This is a genomic window from Amycolatopsis sp. NPDC051372, assembly GCF_040682095.1.
Classification (GTDB): Bacteria; Actinomycetota; Actinomycetes; order Mycobacteriales; family Pseudonocardiaceae; genus Amycolatopsis.
On sequence record NZ_JBFBAF010000007.1, the window covers coordinates 291,474 to 303,578 of the forward strand.

General features: G+C 69.9%; 12 protein-coding genes and 1 pseudogene. 3 read left to right on the forward strand and 10 right to left on the reverse strand.

All coding sequences use genetic code 11. From position 1 onward, the window contains the following. Positions 1-2: 2 nt before the first annotated feature. From AB0M56_RS13865 to AB0M56_RS13875, 3 genes and pseudogenes are all read right to left on the reverse strand, one after another. Entirely contained in the window at positions 3-434 is a 432-nt protein-coding gene (locus AB0M56_RS13865; protein ID WP_364174892.1) for a CBS domain-containing protein, read from the reverse strand. A gap of 100 nt (positions 435-534) precedes the next feature. Further along, positions 535-981: a hypothetical protein gene (locus tag AB0M56_RS13870; protein WP_364174895.1), complete on the reverse strand. Its 447-nt coding sequence runs from the start codon at positions 979-981 to the stop codon at positions 535-537. Beyond that, a pseudogene (locus AB0M56_RS13875) lies at positions 978-2,397 on the reverse strand (PLP-dependent aminotransferase family protein). Before AB0M56_RS13875 ends, AB0M56_RS13870 begins: the two are co-directional and overlap by 4 nt. Positions 2,398-2,478: 81 nt before the next feature. Between AB0M56_RS13875 and AB0M56_RS13880 the strand changes: the two are divergent. Beyond that, positions 2,479-3,057: a TIGR03086 family metal-binding protein gene (locus AB0M56_RS13880; protein WP_364174898.1), complete on the forward strand. Its 579-nt coding sequence runs from the start codon at positions 2,479-2,481 to the stop codon at positions 3,055-3,057. On the opposite strand, the gene AB0M56_RS13885 is transcribed toward AB0M56_RS13880, so the two are convergent. Beyond that, positions 3,050-3,976, reverse strand: a complete 927-nt coding sequence (locus tag AB0M56_RS13885) for a neutral zinc metallopeptidase (protein WP_364174960.1) — start codon at positions 3,974-3,976, stop codon at positions 3,050-3,052. The genes AB0M56_RS13880 and AB0M56_RS13885 overlap by 8 nt on opposite strands. 185 nt (positions 3,977-4,161) lie before the next feature. On the opposite strand from AB0M56_RS13885, the gene AB0M56_RS13890 reads away from it, so the two are divergent. Next, positions 4,162-6,171: a prolyl oligopeptidase family serine peptidase gene (locus tag AB0M56_RS13890; RefSeq protein WP_364174901.1), complete on the forward strand. Its 2,010-nt coding sequence runs from the start codon at positions 4,162-4,164 to the stop codon at positions 6,169-6,171. A gap of 31 nt (positions 6,172-6,202) precedes the next feature. Here the strand turns inward: AB0M56_RS13890 and AB0M56_RS13895 are convergent, their stop codons facing one another. Then, complete coding sequence (locus AB0M56_RS13895; protein WP_364174904.1) at positions 6,203-6,328, reverse strand: hypothetical protein; 126 nt, start codon at positions 6,326-6,328, stop codon at positions 6,203-6,205. Beyond that, on the reverse strand, positions 6,325-6,552 hold the full coding sequence (locus AB0M56_RS13900; RefSeq protein ID WP_364174906.1) for a hypothetical protein: 228 nt from the start codon (positions 6,550-6,552) through the stop codon (positions 6,325-6,327). Before AB0M56_RS13900 ends, AB0M56_RS13895 begins: the two co-directional genes overlap by 4 nt. A 71-nt stretch (positions 6,553-6,623) precedes the next feature. Here AB0M56_RS13900 and AB0M56_RS13905 point away from each other — a divergent pair, with 71 nt between their 5' ends. Beyond that, the gene (locus AB0M56_RS13905) at positions 6,624-7,256 is read left to right on the forward strand and encodes a TetR family transcriptional regulator C-terminal domain-containing protein (RefSeq protein WP_364174908.1); all 633 of its coding nucleotides are present in this window, start codon (positions 6,624-6,626) and stop codon (positions 7,254-7,256) included. Here AB0M56_RS13905 and AB0M56_RS13910 read toward each other — a convergent pair. The 4 genes from AB0M56_RS13910 to AB0M56_RS13925 form a co-directional block, all read right to left on the reverse strand. Next, on the reverse strand, positions 7,222-7,752 hold the full coding sequence (locus tag AB0M56_RS13910; RefSeq protein WP_364174910.1) for a ferritin-like domain-containing protein: 531 nt from the start codon (positions 7,750-7,752) through the stop codon (positions 7,222-7,224). The two genes, AB0M56_RS13905 and AB0M56_RS13910, sit on opposite strands and share 35 nt — an antisense overlap. 327 nt (positions 7,753-8,079) lie before the next feature. After that, positions 8,080-10,896, reverse strand: a complete 2,817-nt coding sequence (locus AB0M56_RS13915; protein WP_364174912.1) for a vitamin B12-dependent ribonucleotide reductase — start codon at positions 10,894-10,896, stop codon at positions 8,080-8,082. A gap of 39 nt (positions 10,897-10,935) precedes the next feature. Next, positions 10,936-11,427, reverse strand: coding sequence for a transcriptional regulator NrdR (gene nrdR / locus AB0M56_RS13920; RefSeq protein WP_220238112.1), 492 nt, complete (start codon positions 11,425-11,427; stop codon positions 10,936-10,938). Positions 11,428-11,734: 307 nt separating this feature from the next. Then, the coding region (locus AB0M56_RS13925) for a LysM peptidoglycan-binding domain-containing protein (RefSeq protein ID WP_364174915.1) at positions 11,735-12,105 on the reverse strand (371 nt) is incomplete at its 5' end.

The window sequence follows — 12,105 nt, forward strand, 5'->3', positions numbered from 1 at the left end:
CCTCACCCCTGCGCGATGTAGGCCTCGAGCTGCTCCTGGCTCTTCTCGAGCTGCTCGATCCGGGACTTCACCACGTCGCCGATGCTGATGATGCCCGCCAGGCGACCGTCTTCGAGCACGGGCACGTGCCGGATGCGGCGTTCGGTCATCAGCACGCTCAGCTCGTCGACCGAGTCGTCCGGCCCGGCGCTGGCCACCATCTTCGTCATGATGTCCGCGACGGGACCGTCGAGGACCAGGGGGCCGTGCTCGTTGAGCCGGCGCACCACATCGCGTTCGGACACGATCCCCGCGATGGCGCCTTCGGGTGTCACCACCACCATGGCACCGACGTTGTGACGGGCGAGCCCGGCGAGCAGTTCGGTCACCGTGGTCCCCGGAGCCACCGTGGCGACAGCAGCGCCTTTGGTCCGGAGCAGATCCGCGATCCGCATGGTGTTCCCCTCTCCTCGTCGAGTTGGGTCACATCAGGTTAGGGCCCGGGTGCCGAGTGCGAAAGTCCGGCGAGCCGCGTTCACCCGTGGTATGGAGTGCTCACACCAGCCGCTCTGCCAGGCCTTCCAGCGCGGCGCGAATGCCGGCGGCGTAGTCGTCCTCGGCCAGCGCGTCGAGCCTTTCCCGGGCCGACGCGAGATGCCGGCGCGCGGCGTCGAGGTCACCGAGTTTGCGGTAGTCCTCGCCGAGGTTGAGGTGCAGCGACGGGTAGAAGCCGCGAACAGCGAGCGTCGAGTGGTACTGCTGCGCGCGTTCGTCGGTGAGGGAATCCGCGGCGGCGAGGGCACGAAGATCCCACTCGAGCTCTTCGGCGGGCTCGTCGCAGACGTCGGCGAGGTGGTGGGCCAGCGCGCAGCGGTGCAGCGGGTCGCCGTCCTCGCCGATCTCCTGCCACAGCGCGAGGAAGGTCTCGCGTGCGCCCGCGCGGTCGCCCGCGATGTGCTTGCGCAGGCCCGCGTCGATCGCCACCATCACGTCGTCGGTCATCGCACTCCCTCGTCGAACACCCGGCGCAGCCGGGCCAGTCCCGGTTCGATGGCCTCGGCCGCGATCGCACCGTAGCCGAACAGCAATCCGTGGCAGGTCCGGGTCATCGAGAAGTCGCCGAGGGACAACAGGCGTAACCCGGCGTCGCGCGCGTTGCGGGCCACCAAGCGCAGATCTCGGTCGGCCGAAGCGCCCAGGTGCAGTCCGGCCGCCGCGGGTACGGGGGCGAGCACATCGCCGAATTCGCTGCGCAGACCGTCGACGAGGATGTCGTGGCGTTCGCGGTAGATCTTGCGCATCCGCCGGATGTGGCGCGCGAAGCCGCCTTCGTCGATGAAGTCGGCCAGCACGGCCTGTTCGAGCGCGGGCGTGTGCCAGTCGGCGAGGTACTTCGCCTTGGCGAGCGCGCCCGCGAGTGACGGCGGCGCGGCCAGGAACCCCACTCGCAACGCCGGAGAGAGCACCTTCGACATCGACCCCACGTACACCACGCGGCCGCGGGAATCCAGGCTGTGCAACGGTTCCAGCGGCCGTCCGGTGTAGCGAAACTCGCTGTCGTAATCGTCCTCGATGATCACCGCGCCCGTGCGCTCGGCCCAGTCGAGCAGTTCCTGCCGCCGCGACAGCGACATTGCGACGCCGAGCGGGCATTGGTGCGAAGGCGTCACGTACACAACCCGCGTGCCCGCCGGGATCTCCTCGACGACGATTCCCTCGTCGTCCACCGGCACGCCCGCGACGCGCATGCCCAGGGTGCCGAGCAGCAACCGCGGCGGCGGGTACCCGGGATCCTCCACGGCCACGAGGTCACCCGCTTGCAGCAGGACCCGCGCGACGAGGTCCACGGTCTGCTGGACTCCCGTCGTGACAACGATGTCCTCCGGGCGCACGCGGACGTTGCGCGACACCCCGAGGTGGCGCGCGAGCCCCTCGCGCAGCCGCGGATCACCCTGCGGCGCGCCGTACATGAGCAGATCGGCCTGCGACGCGCGCAGCCGCTGCGTCATCAGGCGGCGCCAGGTGTCGAACGGGAACAGCCGCACGTCGGGCACGCCGGAACGGAAGTCGTACTCCGCCACGGGCCCGAACGAGCGCGGTGGGGACGGCACCGCCGCCCACTCCGGACGCGGACGCACGGCCTCCTCGGGCTGATCGGCCGCCGGCTCGGCGGGCCACGGCGCCGCACCCGACCGGACGAACGTGCCCGCGCCGGGGCGGGCGTTGAGGAACCCCTCGGCGGCGAGGCGTTCGTAGGCTGCGCTGACGGTGGTGCGCGGTGAGCCGCTGGGCCAGCTCGCGCGTGGGCGGCAGCGCGTCACCGTCGCGGATCCGGCCGTCGAGCACGGCCTCCCGGATCTGACGGTAGATCTCGTCGCGGTGGCCTCGGCGGCCGGTCAGGTCGATGTGCAGGTCCACCTCGCCAGCCTAGATTGGTCCACCGGAGTTCGGCTGGTTTTGGACCTTCAGCTGGTCCGCTGAGGCGGTTAGCGTCCGGGTATGACCACGTTCGAACTCGACCGCCAATCTCTGCTCGTCCTCGACAAAATCGTGGCCGGAGCCACTGAGAAGGACCTTTCCCGCCCCACCCCCTGCGAAGGCTGGACGCTGGCCGACCTGCTGCGCCACCAGGTCAGTGAAAACCACGCCTTCGCCGAAGCCCTGTGCCGCGGCGAAGCCGCCGACTGGGACGCCGGGCGCCTCGGCGAAGACGCGTACGCCGCCTACGCCGCTTCGGTCGACGACTTCCTCGCCGCGTACGGCGAAGAAGGCGCCCTGCGCCGCCAGGTGAAGATCCACGAGTTCGGCCCGTTCGCCGCCGAGATCGCCGCGGCCATGCACCTCGTCGACACGGTCGTGCACGGCTGGGACCTCGCGAAGACCTTCGGCGTGGCGTACGAGCCCGTGCCGGAAGCGGTGACGGCCGCGCTCGGCTTCGCCGCCATGGTGCCCGCCGACCCGGCCGAACGCGCGGTGAGCGGCACGTTCGGCGCGCTGGTCGAAGTGCCCGAGGGCGCCGACGAGCTCGACCGGCTGATCGGACTGCTGGGACGCGACCCGGGCTGGAAGCTCAGCTGACCTTGTCGGCCGGCGCCGACCACGTGTTGCACGCGGCTGTGTTCTGGGCCGTGAAGCCGGCCTTCGCCCACGACAGCTGGTGGGCGCGGCTGCCGTGGTCGTCGCTGTCGTCGGCGCGGCCGTAGTCGGCGACGGCCGCGTTGGCCGTGGCGCGGCTGATCGAGCCGCGCCCCTCCGCGGCGGCGATGAACAGCGCACCGAAGCAGTTGGCCTGCAGCTCGATGCGCCGCACCAGCGCCAGGTCCGCGGGGCTGTCCTGGTCCGGTGAGCTCATGCGGTCGGCCGCCGCGGTCAGAATGCCGCTCTCGCTCTGCACGTGGTGGCCGTACTCGTGCGCGATGGTCGCGAGGTGGCGCGAGCGGTTCAGCCCGGCATCCGAAAGCATCCAGTCGGTGGGGGCGTAGATCGTGGTGTCGCCGCCGCAGTAGTAGGCCACGGCCTGGTCCTTCGACGGCGCCGCCCCGCACGCGCTCACCTTCGGCAGCGTCACGGAGACGGCGACCTTCACGCTCGGCTCGTCCGCGCGGTCGAGCGCCGGGCGCCACGCCTGCTCCAGGCAGCCGGTGAGCGCTTCGTAGAACGCCGACAGCTGGGGCCCGGTGTCCCCCAGCTGCGGCAGCTCGCACGACACCGCGCCGAGCTTCACGCCGTTCGCCAGGATGGGGTTGGTCTCCAGCTCGGGCACCGCACGAGGGTCGGCGCGGGCTCCGTCGCCCGGCGACGCGTCGGAGCGGTGCACGGAGTTCGGCACGGCGATCGCGTGGCCGGACAGCTCATTCGGGACCACGGCCATGACCCCGGCCGTGGCGACCAGGATGACGAGCGCGATGACTCCGCCGACGACCCCGCCGTTGCGGCGGCGCGGCGGACCGTACGAAACCGGTGCCCACGGGTTCACGGCGGGTGGCCGGGCCGCCATCGGCGGCGGTGGCGGCGGCCCGGCCGGATCCCTCGGCGGCACCCCGCCCGCGTTTTCGCTCAAGTGCGCTCGCTCCCCCTGTCAGCTGCGCGCTCCAGCATACGGAGCACCCGGCCGGGCGGGATCACGAAACGGGAACGCCGGACGGGTGGCCGGAACCCCCGCCCGGCGGCGAGACTGGGGCCATGAGTGTCGAAGATCCGTACCTGTGGCTGGAAGACGTGACCGGCGACGAGGCACTGGACTGGGTCCGCACGCGCAACGGCGAGACGCTGGACGTGCTCACGTCCGGCGAACGCTTCGCCGCGCTGCAGGACGAGATCCGCGAAGTGCTCGACGCCGGCGGGCGCATCCCCTACGTGACGCGCCGGGGCCCGAAGCTCTACAACTTCTGGCAGGACGCCGAGCACCCGCGCGGGCTGTGGCGGCGCACCACCCTCGAGGAGTACCGCAAGGCAGAACCCGACTGGGAACTGCTGCTCGACGTCGACGCGCTGGCCGAGACCGAGGGCGAGAACTGGGTGTGGAAGGGCGCCGCGGTGCTGCGGCCCGGCCACCGGCTCGGGCTCGTGCAGCTCTCGCGCGGCGGCGCCGACGCGACGGTGGTGCGCGAATTCGACCTGGACGCGCACGAGTTCGTCGAAGGCGGCTACTTCCTGGCCGAGGCGAAGAACCGCGTCGGCTGGATCGACGAGGACCGCGTGTACGTGGGCACCGACTTCGGGCCGGACACCCTCACCACGTCCGGCTACCCGCGGCTGACGAAGGAATGGCGCCGCGGCACGCCGCTCGAATCGGCGGAGCTGGTGTTCGAGGGCAAGCCGGACGACGTCGCCGTGGTCGCGTTCCACGACCCCACCGAGGGCTTCGAGCGCGACTTCGCGCACCGCTCGATCGACTTCTACCGCACCGAGGTGTTCCTGCGGACGCCGTCCGGGCTGGAGAAGCTCGACCTGCCCGACGACGTGGAGCTGTCGGTGGAGCGCGAATGGCTGTACGTGCAGCCGCGCACGCCGTGGACCGTCGGCGCCACGGTGCACCCCGCCGGCGCGCTGCTCGTGATCGGGTTCGACGCGTTCCTGGCCGGCGAGCGGGACTTCACCGCGCTGTTCACGCCGGACGCGCACACTTCGCTCGAGTACTACACGTTCACGCGCAACCACGTGCTGCTCGCGAAGCTGCGTGACGTGAAGACGGAGCTGGTCGCGCTCACGCCCGGCCCCGACGGCTGGACGGAGGCGCCGTTGGGCGGGGCGCCGGAGTTCGGCAGCGCGGACATCGTGGGCACCGACCCGGACGAGAGCGACGAGTACCTCGTGGATTCGTCCAGCTACCTGCAGCCCTCGACCCTGAGCCGGGGCGAGGTGGGCGGCGAGGTGGAGGTGCTCAAGCAGGCGCCGGGGTTCTTCGACGCGTCCGGGATCGAGGTCGCGCAGTACTTCGCGACGTCGGAGGACGGCACGAAGATCCCGTACTTCGTGGTGCGCCCGCCCGGCGCGGAGGACGGCCCGACGCTGCTCAACGGCTACGGCGGCTTCGAGGTTTCGCTGACACCCGCGTACAGCGGCGTGATCGGCCGCGGCTGGGTCTCGCGCGGCGGCACGTACGTGGTCGCGAACATCCGCGGCGGCGGCGAGTACGGGCCGGAGTGGCACGCGCAGGCCGTGAAGGAAAACCGGCACAAGGTGTACGAGGACTTCTCGGCGGTCGCCCGCGACCTCGTCACGCGCGGCATCACCACGGCCGAGCGGCTCGGCATCCTCGGCGGCAGCAACGGCGGGCTGCTGATGGGGGTGATGCTCACGCGGTACCCGGAGCTGTTCGGCGCCGTCGTGAGCCAGGTGCCGCTGCTCGACATGAAGCGCTACCACCTGCTGCTGGCGGGCGCGTCGTGGATGGCCGAGTGGGGCGACCCGGACGTGCCGGAGGAATGGGAGTACATCGCGAAGTACTCGCCGTACCACAACGTCCACAAGGGACGGACGTACCCGCCGACGCTGTTCGCCACGTCCACAAGGGACGACCGCGTGCACCCGGGCCACGCCCGCAAGATGACGGCGCGGATGCAGGAGCAGGGCCACGACGTGCGCTACTACGAGAACATCGAAGGCGGCCACGGCGGCGCGGCGGACAACGCGCAGCTGGCGTTCAAGTGGGCGCTGGTGTTCGAGTTCCTGTGGTCGCGGCTGTCCTGACGTGGTGGGGGCGCCGTGACCGGCGCCCCCTTCACCTCCCCGCCTTGCGCCAGATCACGACGGCGCCGATCACCAGCACCACCACCGCACCGAGGCCGATCATGCCCTTGACCAGCAGGTCCAGCAGCAGGTGGTGCAGCAACTCGTCGCCGTTCACCGGTCGTCGAACCGGTTGAGCGCTTCCCTCACCACGCGGCTCCCACGCCGGGCTCCTCGCTCATCCAGCACGCGCGCGGCGAACCGCGCCGCCGTCCGCACGTGGTGGCCCTTGCCCCTGCGCCGCAGCGTCACCACCACGGCGGACAACACCAGGCCGAGCACCACCAGCCCGGCCGCGATCAGGCCGAACCGGATCAGCAGCACGTTGAGCACTGTCTCCATCGTCTGCCACCTCGTTTTCTATCACACCTGTGACATAAACTTTGATATCACAGGTGTGATAGAAAGGTCCAGTGCCCAAGGTCATCGACGGAGAACAACGCCGCGCGGACATCGCGGACGCCGTGCTGCGCCTTGCCACGCGCGACGGCCTGCCGGCTGTATCGCTGCGCTCGGTGGCCGCGGAGTCCGGCCTGAACATCGGCTCCGTCCGCCACTACTTCGACGGCCAGCGCGACCTCATGCGCTTCGCCATGCGCTCGACGATCGACCGCGTCTCCGCCCGCCTGGAGCGCCGCCGCGTCTCGCTGCGACCCCTCTCGGAGCTGACGCGCGACGAGGCGGCCTCACAACTGACCGACTTCCTGGCCGAACTGCTCCCCCTCGACGCACCCCGCCGTGCCGAAGCCACGGTGCTGGTGGAGTTCCTCGTCGCGGCCCGCGTCGACACCGACCTGACCGTCCTGGCCCACGAGGCCCTGCGCGGCACGCTGGCTTTGGCCCGTCGCATCATCGAGGCAATGCGCTTGCCGGCCTCGGTGGCGGACCTGGAGGCCGAGCGTCTGGCCGCTCTGCTGGACGGGCTCACGTTCCGCTCGGCCCTCCAACCGGACGCCACCACGCCTCAGGTGTGCCGCGACGTCCTGCGAGCGCACCTCGCTTCACTGGGGGTCAGAGCAGACCCCGCGGCCGCGCCCGGCGCGTGAACGGCCTCGTCGCGACCGGACACGTCCGTCCACCGTGGACTTCCACGACCACCTGCTCGAACCGCCCCAGCACCCCCGCCACGAACGCGAACCGCGTGACACCGAGTGCCCCCAACGCTCGCCCGTGATCCACAAGGACAGCGGACAACGCGCCCAGCATCAGGATCCGCCACCATCCGGCGACGAGTTTTCCCTTTGCCCTGGGGAAAGTCCCTCTGAGCTGATCACAGTGGAACGGCACATGCCGCTCCTCATCCGCCAAAATCCTCGCCGCGACTTCCCTCGTGAGCGGATCCCCGGTGCCATCTCTCAGCGCCCGGTAGTAGCTCAGTGCCACGACTTCGGCGATCAACAGCACCATCAACTCGAGCCTGAGCCCGAGCGCCCGTCTGAGCCAGACGAACACGGCGTCGGACCAGTGGTGGTGGATCGTCGAACTCCCCGCGGCCCTGAGGAGTTCGGCCAACAGCCGCGCGTGGTTCTGCTCCTCGGCCACGAACAACTCGACGGCGGGCCGAAACCGCGGGTCCGCCTTGGCGATCAGGTTGGCCCCGTCCCCCGACTCCCCCACCTGGAACCGCTGCACACTCCGCACCACCACAGGGTCCAGCCGCGCCCCGCGCCCCCACTCCGGCTCCGGCCGCACTCGCCGCCGCTGTGCTTCTTCCCTGAACTCCCTGAGCCACTCCACGCGCCCGATGCTGTCGCACCGATGTGATCGCCGGCGGGAGGACGTGTGGAGATCCTGTGCGGAAATCCGGTCGCCGGCAAAGCAAAGCGGGGAGCCGGAAACCCGGCTCCCCGCTTCACCACGTCACGACAATCAGCTACAACCCGACGTAGCCCCACATCCTTCACAGGCATAACACGACCCCGCAGGCCGCATCTTCGTGCCGCACGTCATGCACAACGGCGCGTCTGCGGCTTTGCCGAGGTGGAGTTCCATCAGTTCGGCCGTGGAGTGCGCATCCGGGGCCACCGTGGTGGGCGGGGCGGCCGGGGTGGAAGCGGAGGCCGGGGAGGAGTCGACGCTGGTGCGCAGGGCTTCGAGGTCCATGCCGCCGTAGTTGGATTCCACTTCGGCCGAGCGTTCGTCGGCGGTGAAGATGCCGAGCTGCGAGCGCTTCTCGTACGGCAGGTAGTCCAGCGCCAGGCGGCGGAACAGGTAGTCCATCACGCTGGTGGCGATGCGGATGTCCGGGTCGTCCGTCATGCCGGCCGGTTCGAAGCGCAGGTTGGAGAACTTCGAGACGTAGAACTCCAGCGGGATGCCGTGCTGCAGGCCCACGGAGATCGACATCGAGAAGGCGTCCATCACGCCCGCCAGCGTCGAACCCTGCTTGCCGAGCTTGACGAAGATCTCGCCGAGGCCGTCGTCGGGGTAGGAGCCCGCGTGGAGGTAACCCTCGGCGCCGCCGACGGTGAACGACACGGTCTGGCTCGGGCGCTTCTTCGGCAGGCGGCGGCGCACCGGGCGGTACTCCACGACCTTCTCCGGCTCCGCCTCGGCTTCCTTCTTCTTCGCCGTGGACAGCGGCTGGCCGACCTTGCAGTTGTCGCGGTAGATGGCCAGCGCCTTCAGGCCGAGCTTCCAGCCCTGGAAGTAGATCTCCTCGACCTCTTCGACGGTCGCCGTCTCCGGCATGTTCACCGTCTTCGAGATCGCGCCCGACAGGAACGGCTGCACCGCGGCCATCATCCGCACGTGGCCCATCGGCGCGATGGAGCGCTCGCCCACCGCGCAGTCGAACACCTCGTAGTGCTCCGGGCGCAAGCCCGGCGCGTCGACCACGTGGCCGTGCTGCGCCACGTACTCGACGATCGCCTCCACCTGCTCGTCCTGGTAGCCCAGCACCTTCAGCGCGCGCGGCACGGTCTGGTTGACGATCTGCATCGACCCGCCGCCGACCAGCTTCTTGAACTTCACCAGCGAGAAGTCCGGCTCGATGCCCGTGGTGTCGCAGTCCATCATGAAGCCGATGGTGCCGGTGGGCGCGAGCACCGAGGCCTGCGCGTTGCGCCAGCCGTGACGCGTGCCGAGCTCGATGCCGCGCTGCCACTCCTCGGTGGCCAGCGCGCGGACGGCCGCGTCGTTGGAGTGGTACGTGCGGACCAGCTCGTTGGCCGCGGCGTGCTTGCGCATCACGCGCTGGTGCGCCAAGGCGTTGCGCGCATAACCCTCGTACGCGCCGACGACCTTGGCCATCTCTGCCGAGCGCCGGTACGACACACCGGTCATCAGCGACGTGATCGCGCCGGCGAGCGCGCGGCCGCCTTCGGAGTCGTACGCGTGGCCCAGCGCCATCAGCAGCGCGCCGAGGTTGGCGTAGCCGATACCCAGCTGGCGGAACTTGCGCGTGGTGTCGGCGATCGGCTCGGTCGGGAAGTCGGCGAAGCAGATGGAGATGTCCATCGCCGTGATCACGAACTCCACGGCCTTCGCGAACAGCGGCGCGTCGAACGTACCGTCGTCGGCCACGAACTTCAGCAGGTTCAGCGACGCGAGGTTGCAGCTGGAGTTGTCGAGGTGCATGTACTCGCTGCAGGGGTTCGACGCGCTGATGCGGCCCGACTCCGGGCAGGTGTGCCAGTCGTTGATCGTGCCGTCGTACTGCACGCCCGGATCGGCGCACTCCCACGCGGCCTGCGCCATAGTACGGAACAGCTTCTTCGCGTCGGTGCGCTCGATGACCTCGCCCGTGAGGCGGGCGCGCAGCCCGAACTCCGTGCCGTTCTCCACGGCCTGCATGAACTCGTCGGACACGCGCACGGAGTTGTTGGCGTTCTGGTACTGCACCGACGCGATGTCCGCGCCGGAGAGGTCCATGTCGAACCCGGCGTCGCGGAGGACCTTGATCTTCTCCTCTTCGCGCGCCTTGGTCTGGATGAACTCCTCGATGTCGGGGTGGTCGACGTCGAGCACGACCATCTTCGCCGCGCGCCGCGTGGCGCCGCCGGACTTGATGGTGCCCGCGGACGCGTCGGCGCCGCGCATGAACGAAACCGGGCCGGACGCGGTGCCGCCGGAGGTGAGCAGCTCCTTCGAGGAGCGGATGCGCGAGAGGTTGAGGCCCGCGCCGGAGCCGCCCTTGAAGATCAGGCCCTCCTCGCGGTACCAGTTCAGGATCGACTCCATCGTGTCGTCGACCGACAGGATGAAGCACGCCGAGACCTGCTGCTTCGAGGACGTGCCGACGTTGAACCAGACCGGCGAGTTGAAGCTGAAGACCTGGTGCAGCAGCATCCAGGTGAGCTCGTGCTCGAAGATCTCCAGGTCGCCTGCACCGGAGAAGTAACCGTGGTCCGCGGCGGCCTTCACGTACGTCTTCACCACGCGGTCGATGAGCTGCTTGAGGCTGCTCTCGCGCTGCGGGGAGCCGACGGCGCCGCGGAAGTACTTGCTGGTGACGATGTTGGTGGCGTTCACCGACCAGAACTCGGGGAACTCGACGCCCCGCTGCTCGAAGTTGACGCTGCCGTCGCGCCAGTTGGTCATCACGACGTCGCGCTTCTCCCACACGACGTCGTCGTACGGGTGCACGCCTTCGGTCGTGAAGACCCGCTTGACGGCCAGACCACCACTGGCCTTCTTCTTGCTCCGGCCGGCGGCCGCCGCGCCGGTTCCCACGGTTTCGGTCATCGGGTCTCGTCCCTCGCTCCCGCGCGGCGCAGGCGACACTCAGTCGTCTCCGGCGCGCTCGCTTCCTTCTTCCGCGGCAGTACCCGCCATGGCTTCCCGCAGGTCGGCGATCTCCTTCTCGAAGTCCTCGACCGAGGAGAACGAGCGGTAGACGCTGGCGAACCGGAGGTAGGCGACCCCGTCGAGCTCCCGCAAGGGGCCGAGGATGGCCAGACCGACCTCGTGGCTCGGGATCTCCGCCAGACCGGCGGAGCGGATCGACTCCTCCACGCGCTGCGCGAGCTTCTGCAGCGCGTCGTCGTCGACCGGCCGACCCTGACAGGCCCGCCGCACGCCGTTGACGACCTTGTCCCGGCTGAACTGCTCGGTGACGCCGGACCGCTTGACGACGGCGAGCACCATCGTCTCCGACGTGGTGAAGCGCCGGCCGCACTGGGCGCACGAGCGCCGCCGCCGGATCGCCTGTCCTTCATCCACCTCTCGGGAGTCGACGACCCGAGAGTCCGCATGCCGGCAGAACGGGCACCTCATCCGCCGATCACCTTCCCCTCCGCGCCGGCCGAGTCCATCCACGCCGGCCCTGCCGCCACGCTACGGCCTGGACCACGACCACCCCGCACGGACCCGCGCCTGGTGATCGACTTGTGGACAACCGGTGGGTGAACACCGCCCAGCTGTGGACAACTGGTCTCCAGTCTACCCCTACCTGTGGACCAACTACAGCGGTGTAACTACCAGATGTAGGGGTTGACCATAGATTGCCCGGACGGCCCACGCAAGCGACACAAGCGGGTGAAGAAGGCACCGATCCGTGGCGCGATCGAGCGCATCCCGACGGTCACGAACCGAACCCGGCCACCTCCGATGCGACCGGCACCGTGAGCGGCAAACCGGGCACGAGGACGGCGTCGTCGAGGTGGTTGAGCTGTTTGATGCGCTCGACCACGGCGGCCTGGTCCGAGTCGGGCGCGAAGCGGGCGGCGATCGCGGTGAGCGTGTCGCCCTGCTGCACGGACACCGAAGCCGTGCGCTCGGGCACCGCGCCACCCGGCGTGCCGGACCCGAAAACACCCAGAACGGTGACCACCAGACAGGCGGCGACGGCGATCGCGGCGAGCCACGGCCACAGTTCGGTCGGCAGCACGGTCATGCCGTCGAGAGGCGTGTCGCCGGTCAGCTTGCCGAGCAGGCGCCGCGCCGCCGTTTCCC

Bases quoted from the DNA above. Each gene is read 5' to 3' on its own strand.
- AB0M56_RS13865 (WP_364174892.1), bottom strand. From the start codon at position 434: ATGCGGATCGCGGATCTGCTCCGGACCAAAGGCGCTGCTGTCGCCACG.
- AB0M56_RS13870 (WP_364174895.1), bottom strand. From the start codon at position 981: ATGACCGACGACGTGATGGTGGCGATCGACGCGGGCCTGCGCAAGCAC.
- AB0M56_RS13880 (WP_364174898.1), top strand. From the start codon at position 2,479: ATGACCACGTTCGAACTCGACCGCCAATCTCTGCTCGTCCTCGACAAA.
- AB0M56_RS13885 (WP_364174960.1), bottom strand. From the start codon at position 3,976: ATGGCGGCCCGGCCACCCGCCGTGAACCCGTGGGCACCGGTTTCGTAC.
- AB0M56_RS13890 (WP_364174901.1), top strand. From the start codon at position 4,162: ATGAGTGTCGAAGATCCGTACCTGTGGCTGGAAGACGTGACCGGCGAC.
- AB0M56_RS13900 (WP_364174906.1), bottom strand. From the start codon at position 6,552: ATGGAGACAGTGCTCAACGTGCTGCTGATCCGGTTCGGCCTGATCGCG.
- AB0M56_RS13915 (WP_364174912.1), bottom strand. From the start codon at position 10,896: ATGACCGAAACCGTGGGAACCGGCGCGGCGGCCGCCGGCCGGAGCAAG.
- nrdR (WP_220238112.1), bottom strand. From the start codon at position 11,427: ATGAGGTGCCCGTTCTGCCGGCATGCGGACTCTCGGGTCGTCGACTCC.